At 54.2% G+C, this 21,808-nt stretch carries 18 protein-coding genes and 1 pseudogene; 4 read left to right on the forward strand and 15 right to left on the reverse strand.

The window, feature by feature from the left end:
- Positions 1–35 precede the first annotated feature (35 nt).
- The 10 genes from F5984_RS02305 to F5984_RS02350 form a co-directional block, all read right to left on the reverse strand.
- Entirely contained in the window at positions 36–725 is a 690-nt protein-coding gene (locus tag F5984_RS02305; RefSeq protein ID WP_152122412.1) for a uracil-DNA glycosylase family protein, read from the reverse strand.
- Between the two features lie 212 nt (positions 726–937).
- A complete protein-coding gene (locus F5984_RS02310; RefSeq protein WP_152122414.1) occupies positions 938–1,984 on the reverse strand; it encodes a SusE domain-containing protein in 1,047 nt (348 codons plus the stop codon).
- Positions 1,985–2,083: 99 nt separating this feature from the next.
- On the reverse strand, positions 2,084–3,679 hold the full coding sequence (locus F5984_RS02315) for a RagB/SusD family nutrient uptake outer membrane protein (RefSeq protein WP_152122416.1): 1,596 nt from the start codon (positions 3,677–3,679) through the stop codon (positions 2,084–2,086).
- A gap of 80 nt (positions 3,680–3,759) precedes the next feature.
- Positions 3,760–6,813 (reverse strand): SusC/RagA family TonB-linked outer membrane protein, encoded by a 3,054-nt coding sequence (locus tag F5984_RS02320; protein WP_152122419.1) that lies wholly within the window; start codon positions 6,811–6,813, stop codon positions 3,760–3,762.
- A gap of 249 nt (positions 6,814–7,062) precedes the next feature.
- Positions 7,063–9,126 (reverse strand): helix-turn-helix domain-containing protein, encoded by a 2,064-nt coding sequence (locus F5984_RS02325; RefSeq protein WP_246168776.1) that lies wholly within the window; start codon positions 9,124–9,126, stop codon positions 7,063–7,065.
- Between the two features lie 129 nt (positions 9,127–9,255).
- Positions 9,256–9,783 carry a GNAT family N-acetyltransferase gene (locus F5984_RS02330; RefSeq protein WP_152122421.1) on the reverse strand — a complete coding sequence of 176 codons (528 nt, stop codon included), beginning with the start codon at positions 9,781–9,783 and terminating at the stop codon, positions 9,256–9,258.
- A 103-nt stretch (positions 9,784–9,886) separates the two neighbouring features.
- Positions 9,887–10,300 (reverse strand): hypothetical protein, encoded by a 414-nt coding sequence (locus F5984_RS02335; RefSeq protein ID WP_152122423.1) that lies wholly within the window; start codon positions 10,298–10,300, stop codon positions 9,887–9,889.
- 86 nt (positions 10,301–10,386) lie between these two features.
- A complete protein-coding gene (locus tag F5984_RS02340; RefSeq protein ID WP_152122425.1) occupies positions 10,387–10,917 on the reverse strand; it encodes a hypothetical protein in 531 nt (176 codons plus the stop codon).
- Positions 10,918–10,984: 67 nt separating this feature from the next.
- A complete protein-coding gene (locus F5984_RS02345; protein WP_152122428.1) occupies positions 10,985–11,320 on the reverse strand; it encodes a DUF6973 domain-containing protein in 336 nt (111 codons plus the stop codon).
- Position 11,321: 1 nt separating this feature from the next.
- Complete coding sequence (locus tag F5984_RS02350) at positions 11,322–11,618, reverse strand: hypothetical protein (protein ID WP_152122430.1); 297 nt, start codon at positions 11,616–11,618, stop codon at positions 11,322–11,324.
- A gap of 232 nt (positions 11,619–11,850) precedes the next feature.
- Between F5984_RS02350 and F5984_RS02355 the strand changes: the two are divergent.
- A pseudogene (locus F5984_RS02355) lies at positions 11,851–12,039 on the forward strand (gamma-glutamyltransferase); the annotation flags it as partial.
- A gap of 54 nt (positions 12,040–12,093) precedes the next feature.
- Here F5984_RS02355 and F5984_RS02360 read toward each other — a convergent pair.
- The 3 genes from F5984_RS02360 to F5984_RS02370 form a co-directional block, all read right to left on the reverse strand.
- Positions 12,094–13,248 carry a hypothetical protein gene (locus tag F5984_RS02360; protein ID WP_152122432.1) on the reverse strand — a complete coding sequence of 385 codons (1,155 nt, stop codon included), beginning with the start codon at positions 13,246–13,248 and terminating at the stop codon, positions 12,094–12,096.
- A gap of 184 nt (positions 13,249–13,432) precedes the next feature.
- Positions 13,433–14,221: a CPBP family intramembrane glutamic endopeptidase gene (locus tag F5984_RS02365; RefSeq protein ID WP_152122434.1), complete on the reverse strand. Its 789-nt coding sequence runs from the start codon at positions 14,219–14,221 to the stop codon at positions 13,433–13,435.
- A 48-nt stretch (positions 14,222–14,269) separates the two neighbouring features.
- A complete protein-coding gene (locus F5984_RS02370; protein ID WP_152122436.1) occupies positions 14,270–15,160 on the reverse strand; it encodes a carboxypeptidase-like regulatory domain-containing protein in 891 nt (296 codons plus the stop codon).
- A 210-nt stretch (positions 15,161–15,370) separates the two neighbouring features.
- Between F5984_RS02370 and F5984_RS02375 the strand changes: the two genes are divergently transcribed.
- The 3 genes from F5984_RS02375 to F5984_RS02385 all read left to right on the forward strand — a co-directional run bounded on the left by F5984_RS02375 (position 15,371) and on the right by F5984_RS02385 (position 18,259).
- Positions 15,371–16,327, forward strand: a complete 957-nt coding sequence (locus tag F5984_RS02375) for a LytTR family DNA-binding domain-containing protein (RefSeq protein WP_152122437.1) — start codon at positions 15,371–15,373, stop codon at positions 16,325–16,327.
- Positions 16,328–16,549: 222 nt separating this feature from the next.
- Positions 16,550–17,530 carry a glycosyltransferase family 2 protein gene (locus F5984_RS02380; protein WP_152122439.1) on the forward strand — a complete coding sequence of 327 codons (981 nt, stop codon included), beginning with the start codon at positions 16,550–16,552 and terminating at the stop codon, positions 17,528–17,530.
- Positions 17,531–18,259 (forward strand): glycosyltransferase family 2 protein, encoded by a 729-nt coding sequence (locus F5984_RS02385; RefSeq protein WP_152122441.1) that lies wholly within the window; start codon positions 17,531–17,533, stop codon positions 18,257–18,259.
- Between the two features lie 180 nt (positions 18,260–18,439).
- Here F5984_RS02385 and F5984_RS02390 read toward each other — a convergent pair whose 3' ends face one another.
- Both F5984_RS02390 and F5984_RS02395 read right to left on the reverse strand, forming a co-directional pair.
- Entirely contained in the window at positions 18,440–19,864 is a 1,425-nt protein-coding gene (locus F5984_RS02390; RefSeq protein ID WP_152122443.1) for a tail fiber domain-containing protein, read from the reverse strand.
- A 381-nt stretch (positions 19,865–20,245) separates the two neighbouring features.
- Entirely contained in the window at positions 20,246–21,727 is a 1,482-nt protein-coding gene (locus tag F5984_RS02395) for an NADH-quinone oxidoreductase subunit N (protein WP_152122445.1), read from the reverse strand.
- Positions 21,728–21,808 lie beyond the last annotated feature (81 nt).

Here is a 21,808-nt window from a genome sequence, read left to right on the forward strand (position 1 = left end):
TAACGAAAAATAACCCCTGTTTCGTTCGTTTATGTCTACTTAATTTGATCGCCTAAGGTGCTGATATACTGATTGATATAACTATCTATGGCCTTTGATTTGTACTGTAAAATATACCGGGGATGATCGAGGGTGAGTACCCGCTCGAAAAAGCTATTTTCGGCGTTGAGCCGCTTTAAGAACTGCTCGTTTTTCCGGCCCAGACAGATGACTACATCGCGCCGGGCACCAAACTGAAGCTGCTGTCGTACAGAGTCGGTGATGGCGGGCCAAAGAGCTTCGGTGGTAGCGCGGTCGTCGTAAAAATTGTAGTTGACCGGTCCGGCGTTCCGGTTGTCTTTAACCAGGGCGAGTGGGTATAGGGCCGACAGAAAAAAGTGACTGTAAAACGAAGACGCTCCGCCAAAGGCCTCCACAATCTGATAAATGAAGCGGCTCGACAGCTCTGACGTCGGGGGCAGGTTGTTGTCGATACCGCAGTAGCGTTGCAGATTCTGGGGTGTGGTAAACGAAATGCCCGTAACACCTGCTCCAAACCGGCCCGGATTGATTCCCAATACATACACACGGGGGTGCTCGTCGTTGAAGAACTTTCCGTAAAACTCCCGGCCGATGCGCTGCACCTCGGGGGTGCGGTGGGGGTTCAGGGCCGATACGCCGGGTGGTAGGTTGGTTGGCTCAGAGAGACGTTCGTAAAAGGAAATAGCGCGTTGAGCAAAGGACATAACAAATCGAGTGATTGAGCGAGAACGTGGAGGTTCGGGAGCTCCGTTTACCCAAATAAACGCAAAAAAGGGTTTTGAACCGATGTAACCCCTGCATCGATCCAAAACCCTACTTTACGATAGCTGTCTGCCCGAACGCGGGCTCTTGTAAGCCATTTCAGTGAATCACGTTGGCTGCACGTTTCAGCTCAAAGTGATACCCAAACGGCCTCTTATTTCTTCGTCAGCTTGTAGGCATAGTAGCCCGGCATCCGAAGGTCAAGTTCAATGGTGTAGGTGTCAGCTGAGGGCACTTTGATGTTCTGTCCGTCGTACTCCAGGAAGCCATCGGCGCCGTTATCGCCGAAGTTGAGGGTCCAGGCATCGTTGGCGCGGAATTTCAGTTCGTCCTGCTTCAGGCTCAGTTCGGCTTTCCAGGTGCCCGACTTAGCGTCGTAGGTCATGGGCGTGCTGGCATCCCAGCCTTTAGGCGTAGCCGCGCCGATAACCCCCCATGTTGTTGGCGTAGCACTCCAGGTAAGTGTGCCCGTATTGACCCGGAACAGATAATACCCACCCGCAGCGAGTTTAAGGTTGTCGCCCGTTGACGATATTTTGTCGGGGGCGGTTCCAATACCGTAGTTGGTGCTGTTCCAGTTGGGGGCCGAGGTAATTTTGAATTCCGATGCGGCCGGGAAATAGATGTAGCCTTCGTAGCTGCCATCGCTTTTCACCGACGAAATCTTGGGGGCAACATCGGGTGCCCAGCCCTGGTATCCACCCGGTACGTACAACGACGGGTAGTTGACAATGACAAGGTAAGGCGTGCCCGTGAGCGTTACGGGGGCTGAGTAGGTCAGCTGACCCGGTTGGTCGTTGGGGCGGTTAATGGCCGACCGAACCCGCATCTCAATTTGCCCGCTCATACCGGGCGATACGCCAAGCCGCAGCAGGGTGTGGTTGAGGTCGGGGTTCGACAGCGCCAACGTGGTCGATTGACCGGCCGTTACTTCGATAGGGGCTTTGAATTCGTTGCCTTTTTTGTCGAACTGAACGGTGTAGTTGACCGGTACAGCCACCCCGTAGTTAACGGGTGTCCAGTTGAGGGTGAGCGCGTTCGATGCCGAACCTGAGCTGGTGAGCGTTACGGTTGAGGCACTGGGCGTGAGGGCAACTGTCCCCGGTTCCTGCATAACCAGCCGATCGCCCTCGTTTTCACAACCCCACAGCAGGCAAAGAGCCAGCAGGGAGAACACACTGTATAGAGTGATGCGTTGCATAATTAGTTGAATGATAAGTGGTTTTGGGTGTTTGTGCGTTAGTTAGCAGTCGCTGGGCGGTACTAAACCATCTACCAGACACCCAAAACCATAAACGTCTTAATAGCCTGTGTTTTGCTTCAGATTCGGGTTGGCCACCAGATCCGTTGCCGGAATCGGGTAGAGCGTGCGGAACGCTTCTACGGCCCGGCCGGGGGCAATTCCGCCTTTCCAGGGCCACAGATACGTGCCTTCGGTAAAGCGGTTGAACCGGATCAGATCGGTCCGGCGGGTGCCTTCCCAGTACAGTTCGCGGGCCCGCTCGGCCAGAATAAAGTCGGTAGTGAGCTGGGCAGTGATGATGTTACCCGTAGTGCCACCGTAGGCCCGTTGCCGCAGCAGGTTAACGTAGTTGAGCGCGTTGGCGGCACTGCCACCCGTACCGCCCCGAACCACCGCTTCGGCGTACATCAGGTACACATCGGCCAGCCGGAAGAGTGGGAAATCGGTGTCGACAAAATCGCCCGCCGGGTCTTTCCCCGCCTGACCAGCCCGGGTTACGTTTTTGTACTTCGTGACGGCGTAGCCATCGGTAAACCGGGTGATGTCGGCAATTTCGAGGGTTTGCCCCTGACTGTAGAACATGGCCCGCTTGTCGGTTCGGCCCGACGGGTCGGTGAACTGACCTACCAGGGCGCTCGTGGTGCGCAACCCGGCCCAGCCACTGTTTACCCCAAACTCGCGCACAGGCATAGAGCCACCAATAGAGGCATGAATCAGGAACGTCATACCGCCGTAGGTCTTGGTGTTCAGGCCATCGAACGTAACCGGCAGAATGGTTTCGCGTGAGGTGTTGTTGTCGGCCAGAAACAGGTTGCCGTAGGTCGACTCCAGGGTGTAGGCATTAGCCCCAATTACCTTGCTGGTGTACGTAATCACGTCGTTCCAACGGGCGGTGCCGGTATAAACCTGAGCGTTGAGGTACAGTTTAGCGAGCAACGTCCAGACGGCCGCCTGATCGGCGCGGCCATATTCTGCTTGCCGGGGGGCGCTCAGTTCGGTTTCGAGGGCCTTCAGTTCCGACTCCACGTAGTTGAACAACTCCTGCCGGGTGGCCTGCCGGGGCAAAAACGAGCCCGGTGCGTCGGCTTCGGTCACAAACGGTACGTTGCCAAACATATCAATGGCGTGGTAGTACGCCAGAGCGCGCAGAAAACGGGCTTCGGCCCGGTAGGTGCGGGCATTGGTGGCGGCATCGCCCGTGATGTTGCGCGTGGCCAGCCGGTCGTCGCCGGTTTCGCGGATAAACTCGTTGCAGGCGGCTACCAGATAAAAAATCCGGTTGTACATGGCCGTTACAAAACCGTCCGAAGAAGTCCAGCGCATAGCGTGGAAATCCTGAATAGTCTGGTCATTCCAGCCAATCACGGCTTCGTCGGTGGGTAGCTCCTGGAGTTTCCACAGCAAACGCATGTAGTTGGAGGTTCCCTCGTCGATACCCGAAATATCGGGTTTGCCCGACGGCCCCTGCTGCCCGCTCACCGACATAACGGCGTAGAGCTTGGCCAGTACGGCTTTGTAGTTGGCCGGATCGGCGTAAACCGACGCCGAGGTCACATCAAATTTGGGTTCCCGGTCCAGATCATTCACGCACGACGACACCGTCAGGGCGGTGGTGAGCGCGAAGAGAGTGGCTATTTTATGTATTGGTTTCATGAGTTTGAGCTACCTCGCCCTCTGTCCCTCTCTGCAGAAAGCAGTTTGCCGTGGCCGAGAGGGGCAGGGGTGAGGCTTGTTTAAAAGTCGAGGTTCAGACCCGCCGAAACAATCCGGGGGCGTGGATAGAAGTTGTTGTCGCGGCCGTTATCAATTTCGGGGTCGAGCCCTGAGTACTTCGTGATAACGAACAGGTTCTGTGCCGTGAGCGTACCCCGCAGGTTGGCCTTACGATCGCCCTTACCCCAGATACTGCCGAAGTTGTACCCCAGATTCAGGTTGTCGAGCCGCACAAACGAGGCATTTTCCACGTAGTAATCCGAGAAGTACTGGCTACGGGTAAAATTGGTGGTGAGCACATTGTCGAGACCATTCGACAGGAAGCCGAGGGCGTTGACAAAGTTGTTGTACGCACTGCCGTTCGAGCGGGTGTTGTTGTACACATAGTTGCCCACCGTGCCGCGCAGCACGAGCCCGGCGTTGAACCGGCCGTAGGTAAACTGGGTGGTAAAGCCCATGAGCCAGTTGGGGTTCGAGGCCTGATACCGCACCCGGTCATCCACCGTGATCTGTCCGTCGCCGTTGCGGTCTTCGTACACGCCTTCAACCGGCAAACCGCTCTGATTGTATACCTGACGCAGCACGTAGAAGGTATTGATGGGGTAACCTACCGTCTGAATTTGAATGAAGTTGCCCGTACCGCCTGAGATACCCCCTACCTGCACGCCCGGATCGTTGGGAACGGGCACGCGGGTCAGATTCGTGATTTTGTTCTCGTTGTAGGTCACGTTGAAATTCACGTCGAGGTTCATGCCATCGCGCCGGATCGGGTTGGTGTTGATAGCCAGTTCGATACCCCGGTTGCGGAGGCTACCCACGTTGGTCAGCACCTGATTGGTGAGGTTGGTGCCCGCGGGTACCGGAATCACGGCCAGCAGGTCGCGGGTGTTTTTCTGGTACACATCCAGGCTACCGCCCAAACGACCGTCGAAGAAAGCCACATCAACGGCCGCGTTGATAGCCTCGGTTTGTTCCCACTTCAGGTTGGCGTCGTAGCCTTCAGCCCGCAGGGTGCGGATAAAGGTGTTGCCAAACTGGTACTGCGCTGTGGGGTCGCTGATGGTGTAGCGCGGCAGGTAGGCATAGTCGGAGGCCAGCCCGGTGAGGTCTTGCTGACCCGTAACCCCGTAACCCAGTCGCAGCTTCAAGGCCGACAGGGCATTGGCTGATTTCAGGAACGGCTCGTCTTTAATGCTCCACGAGAAGCCCAGCGAGGGGAAGGTACCCCAGCGGCTGTCGGGGCCGAAACGCGAGGTGGCATCCCGACGCACGGTGGCTGTAAGTACGTAGCGGTCTTTGAGCGAGTAGTTGATCCGGCCAAAAAACGCCAGCAGCGTGTATTGGGTGCGGAATGGAATACCGGCAGCCGCAATCGTATCGCGACCATTGGCCCGCAGGTTGGGGTAGCTTGGCACATCGCGGATGAAGTCCTGGTACGAATAACCCGCCGTAGCGTCAATACGGTTGCTCGGGTTCAGTTGCTTCACGTAGTTGAGGTAGAACTCCAGCGTTTTGTTGTTCCGTGAGCCGGTCGACTTCTGCGATTGGCCCCCGTTGCCGCCCTGCACAAACTGTGCACCGGCGTAGGCCGGGGTGAAATTCAGACCTTCCGACTTCGAAATATCGTAGCCGAGGTTCAGGTTAGCGCGTAGCCCCTGCACAAACGGCAACTGATAGTCGAACTGCACGTTACCAATGCTCCGGGCAATCTCGGTGCGGTCGTCGCGGTTGTAGAGCATACCGAGTGGGTTGCGGGTAGCCTGTGGGTTCGGAATACCCGTGGGCGTCAGCCATTCGTAGAAACCGCCGAAGTTTTCGTTACCGCTGTAAACGGGCTTGGTGGGGTCGAATGCCACGGCCGCGCCAATAGCGCCCACGTCGGCAAAGCGGTTGTTAATGATCGAGCCCTTCAGGTTGATGTCAACCCGGAGTGTGTTGTTGAAGAAGCGCGGGCTCAGACCCAGCGAGCCAGAAACCCGCTGAAAATTTGATGTTTTGAGGGTACCGTTTTGCGAAATGTACCCTACCGACGCACGGTACGGCATCGACTTAGTGGAGCCGGTGATGCTCAGGTTATTGTCGGTGCTGAAAGCAGGCCGGAAAATCTGATCCTGCCAGTTGGTGCTTGTTTCGGGCGTGGTGCCCACATTGAGTAAGGCTTTCTGATCTTCGTTGCCGATGCGGTTAATCAATTCCCGGAACTGGGTTGCATTGAGCGTTGAGAGTTGCTTACCGTTGACCGATACCGAACCGAGCGTGCTGAAGCTGATACGCGTTTGGTCGCCGGTGCGGCCTTTTTTGGTCGTAATCAGGATAACGCCGTTGGCGGCCCGTGAGCCGTAAATAGCTGCGGCCGAAGCGTCTTTCAACACCGTAAATGTTTCAATATCGTTCGGGTTGATAAGGCTCAGGGCGTTTGAGGCCCCCGTGATTTCGCGGTTGTCGAGCGGAACACCGTCGATAACCACGAGCGGGTCATTGCTGGCGTTGAGCGACGAGCCCCCCCGAATCCGAATGGTGCTGCCTCCGCCCGGCTGACCCGAGGGGGGCGTAATTTGCACCCCGGCCAGCTTACCGGCCACCAGTTGCTCGGGGTTCACAATGTTTCCTTTCTGAAACTCATCCGCCGAAATCGACGCGATTGAGCCGGTCAGGTCTTTCCGGCGCTGGGTGCCGTACCCGACCACCACAACTTCCTGCAATGACTTGGAGTCGTCGGCCAGGGTAACGTCGATAACCGATTGATTGCCGACAACGGCTTCCTGCGGGGTTTTTCCGATGAAGCTAAACACGAGCGTAGCACCGGGCTGTACGTTGGTGAGCTGATACCGCCCGTCGATGTCGGTATTGGTGCCCCTTGTAGAGCCTTTCACTTGTACCGTAACACCGGGAAGGGTGGTGCCGTCGGCTTCTTTAACCGTACCGCTGATGGTTGCTCCCTGGCCAAAGGCCGTTTGTACCGAGAACAGTAGTGCCAGTACGAAGCCAAACACGCCGAGCCCAGTTCGGAGAACCGATAGGCGTGCCTGCCAACCCACGGCTGGCGGGCCAAACGTCTTGTAAAACGCTTTCATAAATTAGTTGGAGTAAATAGACTGGTAATTAGGTGCTTATGTCGAATCCTGTGGATTAATACATTTTCTCACAAAAGTGATAAAGTCCCGTACGTCTGTCGTTCCACTTTGCCCTGTATAGGTGCTATTTTCTGTTTTTTATATCTACTGTATAACTAATTGACTATCAGGTGAAATTGGTCGTATTTGGTGGTCCACTTTATAAAATGGTACGTATTGGCCGACTCGGTGTCTTGGCTTAGTTCTATTTTATTCCTCCAGACGCGGCTCCTGAAAGTAGTCGCGCGGGGTTTGGTTGGTGATTTTTTTGAAGGCCCGGTTAAACGCTGTTTTGGAGTTGAAGCCTACATCGAACGCCAACCCGAGCAGGGTGTAGTGGCGGTTCTGGGCGTCGTCGTACCGGCGTTTAAACTCCTCAATGCGGTGGGAGTTCACAAAGTCGAAGAAGTTCCTGCCGTAGCTTTCGTTGATTACCCGCGAGAGCAAATGCGGAGAGATATGGAGCATGGCGGCCAGCTCGTTGAGGGTCAGCCCCGCGTTGATGTACGGCTTCTTCTCCGCCATCAGCGCATCGAGTTGTTCGCGGTAGGGCAGGAGGTTTTCGGCCGGAGCCGCCAACGCTATTTTGACTGCTTCGGGCTGTACCTGCCGGATAATGGGCGGGGTCAGCGGCCGTTGCACCACCGGATCGGGGAGAATGCCCCCCGTCGGTTCGGGCTCGGGTTGGGCTTCGAACAACGGAATAGACCCGGCTGCGGGCATCTTGAAAATTTCGGGTTGCTGAATGGCAAAGTAGCCCAGAAAATACGGAATGGTGGAGAACGCCAGCCAGATCAGGTCGATGCTCTGCCGCCAGATCAGGCTCAGTTCGAGCGGAAACCAGCTTCCTGCCGCAATAAACAGCCCCACCACAAACCAGAGCAACAGGCAAACCGCCTGAATCGCCATCACGGTGTTGAGGTACCGTAAATTCTGGTCGTGCGAGGCCTCGGTGGTAAACCGGCGCTCATAACTGCGCAAGGCCCGCCAGCACACAATCCAGTACACCAGATTGATACCCCAGGCCACAGCCCCTACGCCCTGAAACACCCATTGCAGGGCTGGGTCGTGGTTCACAATCCGTAGCTGCAATGGCTTCAGCTCCATGAAGAAAAACGGCAGGTACACAATCAGCTGAATACCAGCCGGTACAAAATGCAGCCACCACCGGCGCGGCAGGCGGGGTGGCCGAAACAGCAGCCGACGGATGTAGAAATAGAACATCGGCGCGTAGAGCAGCATCACAAAATCGGGCACCAGCAGCAGGTGCGTGTAGGTCTGGGCTATGTTGGGGTAGGCGCTCACCACCCGAATGAGCAGCAGCAGGGCGGCCGAGGCCAGGGCCAGAATGAGCCAGCGGTTGGCCTCCCGGTTGTAGTTCTGCAACGAAACAAGGGCAATAATCAGCAACACGCTCTGGAAGGCCGAAAACAGGAGCAGCAGGTCGTAGATGGAGAAAAAATTGAACGAACCCGACAAGTCTTCCCAACTGGCAATCTGCAACCGAATAGGCTCTGAGGTGTTCTGACTACTGCGAAACAGCACCCGGTTGGGCCGGGCCCGCCCGCTGCCGGTGCCCTCCACACTGGGCCAGGTTCCGCGCGTAAACTTGTACTCAATCCGGTCGAGGTCGGTGGCGACCGTTACCCGGTACGACCCGTCGATGTGCCGCCGGAGCCGAAACAGCTCGTCGCCGGAGTTCCAGTTGTTAAAGTTGCCCGAGATGTAGAGGGCCGCATCGTGCGGGGTATTGGGCGGAATATCGGTAATGACAAACTGATACGTTGGGGTAGCTTCCCACCCGGCAATCTGCGCCATAATCTGACCGGGCGGGTTGGCCGTAGCTATGTTGTAGGTGCGGTTGGGGCGGTTGCCACCCGTAGCTGTCCCTTCGGCCAGGGCCCAGTAGCCCCGCGTAAATTTGTATTCAAACCGGGGGGGCGTTTGGGGCAGGTTGAGCACGTAATGGCCGTTGGGTTGCCGCCGAAGCTCAAACCGGGGGTCGCCGGGCGTCCAGTTGTTAAAGTCGCAGGCCATAAACAGCCGCTGCACCGAGTCGGGCATGGGCGGGTACGCCACTACCTCGACCCGCACCTGCGCCATCGTCCATGACCCCAGGCCGGTTAGCCACAGGGTCAGAACCAGTCGGAGCAGGGCGCCCGGGCCCAAAGCGGAAGTAAAGGATGTAATAGTCCCCAACGTGTTGAACTTGAATAGTTTATCGTTCTGGTTTTGGGTTTGTAGGTTGAGGTAAAACAGCCGCAAGTGTCTCATTGTGAGATGCTTGTTAGTCTGTCTGTTTCGTTACAACCCGCAAATCTTAAACCCAGAACGGGCGGATAGTCTGGTAATATAACGATTGGATGGGGTATCTGTCTTGCCCGACGTACCTATTTAGCTTCGTTAACGATCAATCCGGTACGTAATCAGGGTGAGCGGCTGCCCCATGCCGCCGGTGCCATCGTATTGATTGACAATACAGGCCCCCAGCGATTCGGGAATTTTACGACTGGCCATGTTGCGCGAATCGACCGGATACGTCAGGTATTCATAATTGAGGTAATGGTCGGCCCATCGTTTGAGCGCCCGGACGGCTTCGCGGCCGTAGCCGTGCATGTGCGCCGACTCTTTCACCCAGATACCGAACGCCGGGCGTGGTTCGGTCAGGTTGTGCAGGCCAATACAGCCCAGAAACTCCCCCGTTTGGCGGTCCAGAATCACCATCGTCAGGTCGCGGCCCTGCCTGTTGTTCCGCACAGCTTCGGTTACAAACTGTTCGGTATCGGTGCGCTCCTGAGCCGGGGCGGGGTACATATACGTGGCAATGGTGGGGGTGAACTCCCCAAAAATAGCGTCGGTGTAGGCGTCAGAAATAGATTCGAGCCTCAGCCGGTCGGTGTCGAGTTTGAGGCAGGTTAAATCGGGAAGCATAAGGCCAACAGGTGTTGTGGCGAATATAACCATTTGAACGCAGGAAGCGCAGCAAGGGCTACCATTCGGTGCTCCTGCTGCGCTTCCTGACAAGGGTGGGTACTTAGCCTTGCTTTTTCCGGCGACCCTCTTTGTGGGGGCGGTGTTGTTGTTTTAGTTTTTCGCGCTCTTCGGGCGTCATTTTCGCCATTCGTTCCTCCCGCATCTTTTTGCGTTCGGCCATAAACGCCTTTCGTTCTTCGGGCGTCATGGCGGCCAGCCGGGCTTTTTGTTGCTCCCTAAAGGCCTTCCGCTCTTCGGGGGTCATGGCCTTGAGCCGGGCCTGTTGTTTTTCCCGGAAAGCCTGGCGTTCCTCCGGCGTCATCGCGTCGAGGTGGGCTTTATGGTCGGCTCCCAGTTCGGGCGCGGTCCTGGGCGAACGGTCGGGGCGGTTCAGGTGTACCTCAGGGGTTTGCTGGGTCTGGGCGAAGGCACTCGCCGAAAGCAGGAGGGTAGCTGCCAGCAGGATGGGATTCATAGGCATGTGTTTACAGATCCGGTTTAGTGACGAATCTGGCTCTTGGATGTAAACGCCCGCGTAGGGTTTAACCGGGGCCGTATAGCTTATTTCATTTTTCCTGCGTAAAGCGATACGTTCAGACCAATAAACGAGCGTTTAGTATTAACATTTCCAAAGGCTGTAAGTCCAATTCCTACATGCTTAAGAGCTGCTATATACCGTACTTCCATAGGTATGCCAATAGTCTTGTAATTAATCTTTTCATAGACTTTACCAGTCCCCAAATAAGGATTAGGATCTGTGTATAAATAGTTGCCACGAGCGGCACCAGACAAATAAGATACCCCTGCTGAAACGAGTATATTATTTAATCGTCGTCCGTATAGAAGGCCCCATTCTGCTGTTCTGATTCCCGGAGTATCGTGCATTATCCATTCTCCGTTTACAGAGAAACGCCCTGACAGGATGGTTTTTGTATTAGCCGGTTCGATTGCCATTGCTATCATCATGCTCGGATAAGTCGCTTTTCCAATCCCAGGACTAACCCAAAAGCGAGTTGATGAAGGGGATTGTGCCTGAGCGTACGAGACGATAAAAGTTAGGCTGTAGATTAGCCCCAGGAGGTAGGTTTTCATAGTCTATTTATGGTAGATAAATGAATACAAAAGAGAGGGCACTTTAATAAGTTCCTCTCTTTTGCGACTACTGAATTCTTACAGCGTTTGGATAACTCACATAGTTAGCGTCAGCTAAAGCGTTTACATCGCCATAGGTCAAAGCAAGAATGGCACTCGCTGATGTCAGGTATCTAATCTGGTTAACATCATCATTACAATGGTTGGCCATGTCGTTTTTAATGCTACTCTCACTTGGCATACTTCTCAGTCCAAATACCCCCCAACTGATATTGTTTTTCATGTAGCTTCTTCCCTGCGCGTTATTGTGCAAGTCCATCGCTGTATCAATATTATTGGGGTCAAGATTTCCATTGTTAACGTTTGGGTCTCTTTCATGTGCTGTTGCAAACTGCTTTGTCAAATCATACTACCTTTTCTACTACTCTGTAGAATAATTCAGGGTCGTAAACTTTAGAAGCAACTGCTTCACGCCCATTTGGCGAATTTTTGGGGATGGTTCCCAGAAACTGTGCAACTTCTTTGTTAGTCTTAAAAGTCAAAACTTCAAGAGGAACATTGGCTGGTTTTACTACGTTGAAGCCTTGAAAAACAAGATAAGGCTCAGGTTTGGTAGAGTCCTGCGATGGGGTTAGGGAGTCCTGCTGGCATGATAAGACAAGACTGCTTAACAAACAGAAAGCAAATAGATGCTTGTGCACGGTGAAAGGATGTTAATGTTTGATTAGACAAAGATAGTTACATAATATATAACGAAAAATTTATTTTTACGCAACCCACTTAACAGGGGTATTTATGCCTTGTCAGACGAGACCCGTCTTACTAAAAAGTCTCTCCTATAAAGTGTTTGGCTTGTTGGGCACAAACCTGACTATTTAACTGACCGTAGCCGATCCAAAGCGGTGTAGTCGTTTATGAGTATTGGTGTGATAGGCGGGCGAGATTACCCTGGAGTCGGGGTACCCGTACGAAACCATCCGCGAACTGATGCGTAAAGGCCACAAAATCGGTTACGGGTTGGGTAGCTACGGCGGGTATCAGGCCATTATGCTCGATGTGAAGAACAAGGTCTACCACGGGGCTACCGAGTCGCGCAAAGACGGGCAAGCGGCTGGTTACTGAGATACATGTGGAGGGGTTGGCTTTCGGCTACCCCTCCACACTGCCTCTGGCCGATTAGTTATAATACCCCCAGATTTCCCGAGGTTTTTCAACGGACTTTTTGATCGTGACCGGAACCACTAACTCCTCCAGCACGGTACGGTTTCCCAAACGACTTTCGTCCAGTTTGTTGATAGGCGTGTAGGCTGCCTGCCTGTCTTTGAGGTTGGTGAGCGTAAACGCTACTGGCAAAACATAGCTGCCAGCATAGGTAGGTTTGAGCTTGAGGTATTTTCCAAGCCCCTGCGTAACGGCCAAATCAAAGCCATAGCCAACATTTGTTGGGCTCAGCAGCGTGATGTTTTTCAGACGCCCGGCCGAATTTACGTCGAAGCCTACGTACACGCGGGCGTACAACTGGTTTTGCCAGCCCTGACTTGGGTAAACGATGTTATCGTGCAGAAACTGGGTAAAAACCGGCTCGGCGTTCAGGGCCGGTTTTGTTTTATTCGCTTCGGCATTTAGTTCGTCGTAATACATGATTACGCGGGCTACTTCATCAACGGTGAGGGTTTCTGTTCTGATAAATTTCGCAAGGGCATCGGCCTGTTCGAAAAGGACTTTCAGCAGAGCGCTTTTGGTCAAGGCAATCAGTTCAGGGCGGGCATCTCCTTTCTGAACGAAATAGTTTTTTTTGAGAGCAAACGTACCGGCAAACTCATTCACTTTGGTGTAGCCATTGGTAGGCACGCTTTCTACGAGCAGCACTTTTTGCATACTCAACAACAACTGGGTGGGGCCTGTATGTAATAGGTTTGTGTAGATATGAGCGGCTTTTTGTCCTGCCAGTAAGGTGTTCTGCCGGTAGTAGCGCATGCCGTCTACCTCAAACATGTAAGGGGCAATGTGATTGGCGGTTAGCTCACCGTTAAGTTTGCAAAGCAAATCGCTCGAAACCATATCGAAAGCCAGCTCGCAGGGAATTTCGGGACTTCCCGGATCGATTTGGATCTTTCCCTTGCCCCAGGTCGGATAAGTGAGGTATCGGGTGCCCAGATACTTTCGCTGGGCATGACTGGGGAAAGGTACAGCTCCCGAGACCTGCGATTGATTGTAGATTGTGCAGGTGGAGATGATTCGACCGGTTTCGTCCTGTGTTACTTCACAGAGCTGCTGGGCAAAAGCTTGCCTTCCCTGGAAGATAATCAGGGCCAGTAAAATGCGGTTCATGGCGTTGGGATTTAGTGTAGGGATGAGTTCAAGAAATCGCCCATAATGTACTTGTTTTTTGGTTCGTTTTAGCCGGGTTGTTTCGTCAAAGGGAATGGCTACCCCCTTCCTGGGCTTTATTTCAATTCGCTAATCCAGGTGGCGCTGTGTGGTCAAGTACAGTACTCATTCCATTATGCTTTACCTACACCCCAACGGCTCCGGTTTCTGGCTCGCGTTGCCCCACCCGGAGCGTGCGCCCCTGTTGGCGCAACATCCTGACCGTGATCCAGATTGAAAGGGCAATGGTAGCCACCCGACAGCCATTGGCTACCCAGCCACCCAGCGCTGTATTGTCGACGGCAAAGAACCCCCACCAGGCGTTCATCAGGATATGGGTTGCCACCGGAACCCACAGGTTGCGCCAGCTGGTCCATAGCCACGCGAACCAGATGCCCCCTAATGCCGTAACGCCGAAGATGCCCAGAGCCTGCACCGGCTCGCTTGCCTGATACAGGTGGGTTAACCCGAAAAAGACTCCCTGTGCCATGGCTGCCAGCCAGAATGGCCAGCGGCCGTGGCGGTATAGTTGCCCGAACAGAAAGGCCCGGTAAAAGGTCTCTTCCGCCAGCCCCGCCCAGAATGAACCGGTGTAAAACTTGAGCAGCAAGTCGGTAGCGGGCCGGTCGACGGGGGTAAAGGCCAGCCCGAAACCCACAAGCATGGGTAACGTGAACAAAGCGCCCATGGCGAGCCCTTTGGGTAGATTCGCCTGCCAGCCCAATTCGGCCAGAACCTTGCGGGGGCCGTGTAAGATGGAGAGAGCCAGAGCTGGAATCAGGATGTTCCAGACCAACCGGTAAACCGTGTATTCGAGCAGTGTGTAAGTACGGGCGGTATCGTAGCCGAGGGCGGTCATAATTGGCTGGCGTCCGAAATGAATCAGTGCTGCCGTGCCGATGATCACGAGGGTAACGGTGAAGGGCTTTTTCATGGCTGATAAGGCTAGTTGTCTGGTGCGACCAGGTGGAGATGCGTTTGGCTATTGCCGGGCTACCGTGTTGGACTCGGGAGCCGTGTTGGCATCGTTGATACGGGAAAATTCGAGGGTCATGGCGGTGCTCATGCCCCGGAAGGTTTTCCAGCGGTTTTGGCTACCATACCGATAGTGGTGCGTGGCCATAGCAGGCATCAAAATAGGCAGGGCCAGGTAGGTGCCTTTCCCTTCGCTGCCCACCCATTGTACGCTTGCTACCACATCGCCTTTGGCTACAATCCGATACGGCTCCAGATCGACGTCCACCCAGCCGTTGTGTTTGGCAGGCAGCGTTACGTACACATTCCGGGTCAGGAGAGGCCGCATGGTGCGGGCTTCGTACAGGTTAATCCGCATCGTAACCGACGTAAAATTGCTCAGGATGTACGCCCGGTATTGGGTAATCAGATGGGTTTTGTTGGGCAGGTTAAACCGTCGGCCTACTTCGGAGCCTAGGTTCTGGCTCGGTTGGCCTTCAATCATCAGGTTGGTCTTCATATTAGTCTGGATCCGACGGTTGCCAATGGTTTTGTTGGTGGTGGCCAGTACACGGACTTCGGCGAGTTGCTCGGCTTTTTCGGTCAGAACGAGGGTTCGCTGCCCCCGCAGAGCGGACAGTGGGAGGCTCAGCGTATGATAGCCTAAGAGACTAAAACGGACCGAATCGGTTGGGTTGTTGCCCGGTTTCAACGTGAGTGTAAACAGCCCCTGTTCGTTTGAGACCGTGCCAACGGGCGTGCCCGGAATCCCGACGCTAACGTATGCCAGCGGTTGCCCGTCGGCAGTTTGAACGCGCCCGGATACCGGCTCAGGGGCGGGGCCGGTTTGGGCGAGGGCGAAAAAAAGGCTGAGGCAGTACGCAACGAGTGTAAGCAGGGTAAATTTAAGGAGGCTCATGGCTGTTGATTTATGGCTGGTTTGTGCTGTTTCGGGGTAGATTGTCTTTCTCCGCCGACGATGCAAACCTAAGCGCCCAGCCGCCGGGAGGGCAAGTGGCCTGGAGTCAGATACGGCCTTTAGCGCCCGAAATAAGGCTTTCGTACGCCTGAATTGGCGTGAAATGCCGTCAAAGTTGCCCGAAATACGGCTGTATTTTTACCTTTGGAAATGACCGAGCCGAACCGCATTCCGATAACATTCCGCACCCGGCGCCAGTGGAAGGTATTTCTGCTGTTTACGCTGATCGGTATCTTGCTCTATCAGCTTATGACGCTTCAGCGCAGCGAAGGAAGCGACTTTGCACCCCTTCGCCGGGGTAATGTGGGGCATTACCTGAAAATGCTGCTGGGCTACTATTATCTGTTCGAGCTGGTGTCCGTCTTTATTTTTGTGCGGCTTACGCTCTGGTACGTGCGGGTGCTCGGGATTCGGAGCATCGAACCAACGCTCGGTGGGGTGCTTCGGTACGAGCTAACTCTACTGCCGGTCTTTCTGGGCGGTATTCTGGTGTTTGGACCTATCACCAACACATTACGGTACGTAGCCGTGTTCTTTCCGGTGTATAGCTGGGCACAGTATTTCCCAGAGTACTTTTTCACGGGGCGGATGTATGCTAACTACCTGTTGCCGTTTCTGCTGGTGGGGTACGGGTTCGTGAATCTGAACCTGTTTCTGGACTACAACGAATACCAGAAAGAGCAGTTGGACAGACTACGTAGGCAGGCAGCGAGCGAACCGCTTGAATCGATGGAACCGACCAGTCCGCAACCAGCTTACCCATCTGTTGTGGAAGCCTCTGACGATGAAGGCGAAACCCTCGTACCGGTAGGGGGCATTTGGTACATTGAAGTCGAAAACAAGAATTATCTGGCCTATACGGCTGGGCGCACATACCAGCTTCGGAAAACCCTCAGCGAACTGGAAGCCGAACTCGATCCGCAGCAGTTTTACCGGATCAACCGGTCGGTGCTGCTCAATCTGGCATACCTCAAAAACTATTCATTCTGGGAGAACGATAAGTACATTGTTCGGCTGACCGACGGCAAAACCGAGTTTGTCATGCAGCGGGCCCGCCTGCGCGAGCTGAAAGAACGGTTGAGCCGGTTGCCTGCCCCACATCCCTGATGCTGGCCGGGAGCATATTTACGTTGTCCTGCCCAACAGGTACTTACAGGTGCTACTGGCCCAAAAGCGGAGGGATCAGGGACCTTAGTTGAGGCCGTAAACAAAAAAAATGAGACCGAAAAAGCCCTGCCTGTTGCGCTAGGGCCTTTTTAGCAAACGGTCATTATTGCCGAAAAAGATTCCGCTGTAGCTTTGTCGTCTTACCAGTCAACTCTACTTGTTTTGATAGACGTATCGGTCATCATTGTTAATTATAAAACCCCGCGCCTGATTTGTGATTGCCTGCAGACGCTCTACCAATACACCAAAGCGGTCACGTTTGAAGTGCTCGTGGTCGACAACGACTCGGGCGATGATAGTGAGAGCCAGGTTTTAACGGAATTTCCGGAAGTACGCTGGTTTAATATGGGGTATAATTCGGGATTCAGCCGGGCCAGCAACCGCGGAATCGAGAATGCACGAGGTCGGTACGTTTTTTTGCTCAATTCGGATACCCTGCTCATCAACGATGTGCTGGCTCAGTTAGTGAACGTGCTGGACAACCGACCGGAGGTAGCGGCCGTTTGCCCCATGCAGATTAACCGCGACCGGCAGGTGCATCACGCCATCTTTACGTCGTTTTCGCAGTTACGTCGGCATTTCTTTATTTTTCCCCACACCCCCTTTATGCTCAAACTGGTGCATCGGCTCATACCCGATCCCGTGTACAGTGAGCCCGACGAAGTACAGTGGTTGTCGGGGGCCTGTCTCATGACCCGGCCCTCGGTAATTGCCAAAGTGGGCGCTCTGGAAGAGAGCTTTTTCATGTATGGTGAAGATAGTGAGTGGAGCAACCGGCTCGGCAAGGCCGGCAAACTGCTTACCCTGCACGATGCCTTCATCATTCACCTTGAATACGGTAGTCAGGACGATTACCGGCAGCCCGATCTGTCGCATATCAACCGGTTTCGGACGCAGATGCACGTTTCCAATCTGCTCTGGTATCGCAAGCAGTACGGCTTAGTGGCTTATCTGCTGGTTATGTTTCACTACATTTCGCTCGTGCCGATCATCTTCGGCTGGAAAATGGTGGTGAACCTGCGGCAGGGGCGACCCCCTTTGTATCAGCTTGATAACCAGACTAAGTTTGCCAAACAGTTAGGGGTATTTCTTCGTTTTTTCTGGCCTACGGTATTCGACCGCAAAGGCTTTTATAAGGTATAAATGGACAAACCGCGCATATCTGTTATAACCATCGCGATGAACGCCCGCGATGACCTCGTTCGCTCGATTATGAGCGTGCGGGAGCAGACGGGCGTTGCCTATGAGCACATCGTAATTGATGGCGGTAGCACCGACGGCTCGGTCGAATGGCTCCGGCAGGATAATCACCCCTGCGTTCGCTGGATTAGTGAGCCCGACAAAGGGATCTACGACGCCATGAACAAAGGAATTGACCGAGTACGGGGCGAGTGGATTTATTTCTTGAGTGGGGGCGATCGGGTGCTGCCCGGTGTTTTTGAGCGCGTTGGGCCCCTGCTCATGCCCAACCTCGACGTGCTGGTGGGGAATATCCGCCAAACCGACGGGGGGCGCTTTATGGGGACATTTTCGGAGGCTATGCTCGTGAGTAACCTCATTCACCATCAGGCGGCTTTCTACAACCGGCGGCTCTTCGATTCTTTCCGGTACGATACCTCGCTGCGGGCTATCTCTGACTACGAGCTGAACCTGATGCTGTATTTAGAGAAGAAAAACGTGAAGGTAGTTGACATGGATATGGGCCTATGCGACATGAATGGCATCAGCTCGGGGCTGTGGCGTTCGCTGACCGAGTCGCACCAGATCCGCGCCAAACACATGGGGCAGGCACAAGCCAGCCTGTATAGTGTGGTGTTGGGCTGGAAATATCTCATGCTGCACCTCCGGCGGCTCAAACAGGGACTTAACTAAGTGAATGGATACTGTAAAATGCACAATGAATAAGTAGCTTATCTTCTGACAAACAGCTATTTCATTCTACATTCTACATTCTACATTCTACATTCTACATTCTACATTTCTTCCGCCTAAATACTTAAATAGGGGCACACCGGTAATCCGGTGTGCCCCTACTCCGTTAAAAACTATCCATTACCGCTTCCGCCGGACGGCACTCACCCGCTCTTTTTTGTTGAGCAGTACGTTTTCGAGTGCATTGAGCCGACTGTCGGCCCGGGCAGCATCGGCTTTTAGGCGGACAATTTCGGCTTTCAACTGCTCATTTTCCTTGATCAATGCCTGTACTGCTGTAAAGGTTACGGCCGTAAAATCGTGGTTTTCGAGCAGGGTGTCGCACCCAATGGTGCCGAGCCCGTCATGCCCAAAGGCCGCGAAGAAATCCTGCGCCATTGGCCCATAGTGCCTGATACCCGCCTGCCCTTTGTAATTCCAGGTCCCTACCCGCATAGCCCCGATTTTCTGGAGTAGGCCGGTTCCATCAACCGGGCGGAAATTTTCTTTCTTGGTCGAGTCTGAAATAGTAGCCCACGACGATGCATTAGGGGCCAATACCGCTCCGTTGGCGCTCGTGCCGCTGGTGGTAAGTAGCCGGTAGCCACCCGCAAAGCGCGCCGTAAACTGATTGGCCGCCGTGCTGGTAGTCAGGCCGCTATTGTTGGGGTCGGCATCACCAAGGATAAACGAGCCCGTTTGGCTATTAGTCGACACGAGCCGACCCATAGCCGACGAGTAATCGCCACTGGCTACGTTCTGTGTGCCCATCGTAGAGGCCAGAAACCCGTTGGCCGAGTTGCCGCTACCCATCACGGTGGTGCCGTATCCGCTGGCAATGTTGTTGCTACCCAATACCGATGCGTTGGCTCCGCTGGCTACGTTGAAATAACCAAGGGCCAACGAGTTGAATCCACTGCTCACATTGGCAAAACCGGCCTTAAACGAGCTACGGAATACATCGAACTGCATGGCGGCTCCGAACGTAATGGGCGCCGGGCTGGTAGAGGGCTCATCGAGCAGGGCTCGCCACCGTAGGCGAAACCCACGCCCAACGGTAGCATTGCTGTTGGTGACGAAACGGATTGTGGCTTCTGACGACAACACAATGTAGCGAGTTGGCGTATTGCCCGAAAATAACTGCTCAAACCCGTTGGCATCCCGAATAGAGATGTAATCGGCCAGCGGTTCCGTGTCCAGGTCGTCGAAAATCAGCTCGATACCAACCGTTGGCACACCATTGATGGTAGTTGGTACGCTTATTTTCTGAGCACAATTGATACTTGCTGAATAATTCCCGTCGCCTGCCGGATCTTTCAGGGTACCTGCCGCAGTGGTCAGGTCGGGCGCGGGGCTGGCACAGCTCAGATTGTTGATGCTGGCGTTGGGATCGGCATTGGCGTACTGGTACCGGCGTTGAACGGCAAATCCATTCCGGCTATATATTTCCAGATCCTGCGTTGGGCGCACACCCGAAGGCGAGTTGAAACCCATTTGTGCGACCGCTGGCAGTGAAACGCTAGCCGATAATCCCAATAAGTAACTGATACGGAGAAGTTTATTCATAGTGGATAGGATGTTTATAAAGGTGAATGTGAATTTATAAAAAAATCAGAGTGCGGGTAGTGTTGACTTATTCGGTGGACAAGCTGGTTAAGCATAACTACTTACACTTTTGATAGTTTAGGCCGTATATACGTAGAAAAAGCCCCCCTGTATTTGTCCGGGAGGGCTTTTCTGTGATTTAATACTTATTTTCCTGACGAGAGCTGTACCTGACTGTGAGACACAGCGAATTGCGTGCATCTGTCTGATTCGCGCCATTCGCGTTCAATTGGCTAAAGTGACCGAATGGGCACGCGGATGACACGGATTAGACTCATTCTCACGAATTGATGAGTGAAAATGGGCCTGCGTTTGTGGTGATACAAGTTGACTGATTGTCCCTTAGAAAACGGCAATCAGGTTGAGTAACCGGTCGGGGTTAATGAACAGAATGACCACCAATGCCGCGAGCGATACAGCCAGCCAGACGGCCGTTTGCGGAAGAGGTTTAGTAACCGATGAGTCCTGAGATGGCCGGAAGAAGAGCAGAAATGGAATTTTCAGGTAATATGCCAGCGATACGACGGCGTTGAGCAGCCCAACCGTAAACAGGGCCAGTAACCAGCCGTTGCCGGTAGTCTCGTAGGCATTGTACAGGGCCGAAAACGCCAGCAGCTTGGCCGTAAACCCGACGGTTGGCGGTAAACCGACCAGCGCGAGCATCACCACCGTAAGGGCTATGGACAATACTGGCAACCGGGCTCCAAGCCCTGCCAACTGCCCAATCTGAAGGCTACCACCGTGGTGCCGGGCCAGCAGGTCGATCAGGAAAAAGGCGGCCAGATTGATCGGCAGGTAGGTGGCCATGTAAAAGAAAGCGGCTTCGAAACCGGCTTCGCTCAGTGCTACTACGCCCACCAGCAGAAACCCCGCGTGTGCAATGGTCGAGTAAGCCAGCAGCCGTTTGGCGTCGGTTTGCCGCAAGGCCGACAGGTTGCCGAGTGTAATACTGGCTAGCGCCACCACCGCCAGCGGGGTTTGCATATCAACAAACTGACCCAACGGCAGAGCCGTGAGCAAACGCATAAGGGCCAGCAGAGCCCCAGCCTTGGGAGCAATGGAAAAGAAGGCTGCTACGGGTAGGGGAGCCGCGTCGTACGCGTCGGGCGTCCAGACGTGAAACGGCACCAGCGAGAGCTTGAACAGAAAACCCGAAAGGGTAAGCAGACTCGCGACGGCAATAACAAAACCGCTGTTTTTGGCCAGTTCTACGGTGAAAACCGTACTGGTGATTTCGAGGGTGCCTGTTAGGCCGTACAGAAGCGACATACCATACAGCATGACGGCCGAGCTGATAGCCCCGAACAGCATGTATTTAATGCCTCCTTCCGACGCCCGGCGTGTGCGGCTTAGGGCAGTCAGCAGGTATGAGCTGATAGATACCAGTTCGAGGCTGAGGTACATAGCCAGCAGATTGACCGACGTACTCAGCAGAAACAGCCCGATTATCAGCCCCATGAGCAGGTGGTGCAGGGGCGAGTAGGTGGCTTCGGGCGTTGGGGGGCGAGTAAAGGCGTCGTAGACAATGACCAGAGCGCCCGTCAAGGCTACTACAATCTGAATAAAAACCGCCTGATTGTCGAGAAACAACAGGTGCAAAAACAAGTATCCCCGAACGGGTGTCAGCAACGTCCAGCCGGCTGCTACCAGCAGGCTCAGGGCCGAGAGACCAGCTAACCAACGCCGGGCCTGTACAGCACCCACCCGGTGTGACATGACCAGATCGAGTACCAGCCCTACCGAAAAAGCAAGGCAGAGCCAGAGTACCGGTCCAAAACCGCCAAGGCTATTGAGAATGTCCTGAAGTTGATCCGTTAGAGACAAGTGGGGAAAAGGAGAAGGGAAAAAGGAGAAGGGGAAAGGACTAAAGGGCTTTATTGCTTTTTTCCTTTTCCCTTCTCCCTT

The sequence above is a fragment of the Rudanella paleaurantiibacter genome (genome assembly GCF_009184635.1).
Lineage (GTDB): Bacteria > Bacteroidota > Bacteroidia > Cytophagales > Spirosomataceae > Rudanella > Rudanella paleaurantiibacter.

What these genes read in the sequence shown, in the direction of transcription:
- F5984_RS02325 (WP_246168776.1), bottom strand. Translation starts at nt 9,126, where the DNA reads ATGAGACACTTGCGGCTGTTTTACCTCAACCTACAAACCCAAAACCAG.
- F5984_RS02370 (WP_152122436.1), bottom strand. Translation starts at nt 15,160, where the DNA reads ATGAGCCTCCTTAAATTTACCCTGCTTACACTCGTTGCGTACTGCCTC.
- F5984_RS02385 (WP_152122441.1), top strand. Translation starts at nt 17,531, where the DNA reads ATGGACAAACCGCGCATATCTGTTATAACCATCGCGATGAACGCCCGC.
- F5984_RS02340 (WP_152122425.1), bottom strand. Translation starts at nt 10,917, where the DNA reads ATGAAAACCTACCTCCTGGGGCTAATCTACAGCCTAACTTTTATCGTC.
- F5984_RS02305 (WP_152122412.1), bottom strand. Translation starts at nt 725, where the DNA reads ATGTCCTTTGCTCAACGCGCTATTTCCTTTTACGAACGTCTCTCTGAG.
- F5984_RS02365 (WP_152122434.1), bottom strand. Translation starts at nt 14,221, where the DNA reads ATGAAAAAGCCCTTCACCGTTACCCTCGTGATCATCGGCACGGCAGCA.
- F5984_RS02320 (WP_152122419.1), bottom strand. Translation starts at nt 6,813, where the DNA reads ATGAAAGCGTTTTACAAGACGTTTGGCCCGCCAGCCGTGGGTTGGCAG.
- F5984_RS02335 (WP_152122423.1), bottom strand. Translation starts at nt 10,300, where the DNA reads ATGAATCCCATCCTGCTGGCAGCTACCCTCCTGCTTTCGGCGAGTGCC.
- F5984_RS02375 (WP_152122437.1), top strand. Translation starts at nt 15,371, where the DNA reads ATGACCGAGCCGAACCGCATTCCGATAACATTCCGCACCCGGCGCCAG.
- F5984_RS02330 (WP_152122421.1), bottom strand. Translation starts at nt 9,783, where the DNA reads ATGCTTCCCGATTTAACCTGCCTCAAACTCGACACCGACCGGCTGAGG.
- F5984_RS02310 (WP_152122414.1), bottom strand. Translation starts at nt 1,984, where the DNA reads ATGCAACGCATCACTCTATACAGTGTGTTCTCCCTGCTGGCTCTTTGC.
- F5984_RS02390 (WP_152122443.1), bottom strand. Translation starts at nt 19,864, where the DNA reads ATGAATAAACTTCTCCGTATCAGTTACTTATTGGGATTATCGGCTAGC.
- F5984_RS02315 (WP_152122416.1), bottom strand. Translation starts at nt 3,679, where the DNA reads ATGAAACCAATACATAAAATAGCCACTCTCTTCGCGCTCACCACCGCC.
- F5984_RS02360 (WP_152122432.1), bottom strand. Translation starts at nt 13,248, where the DNA reads ATGAACCGCATTTTACTGGCCCTGATTATCTTCCAGGGAAGGCAAGCT.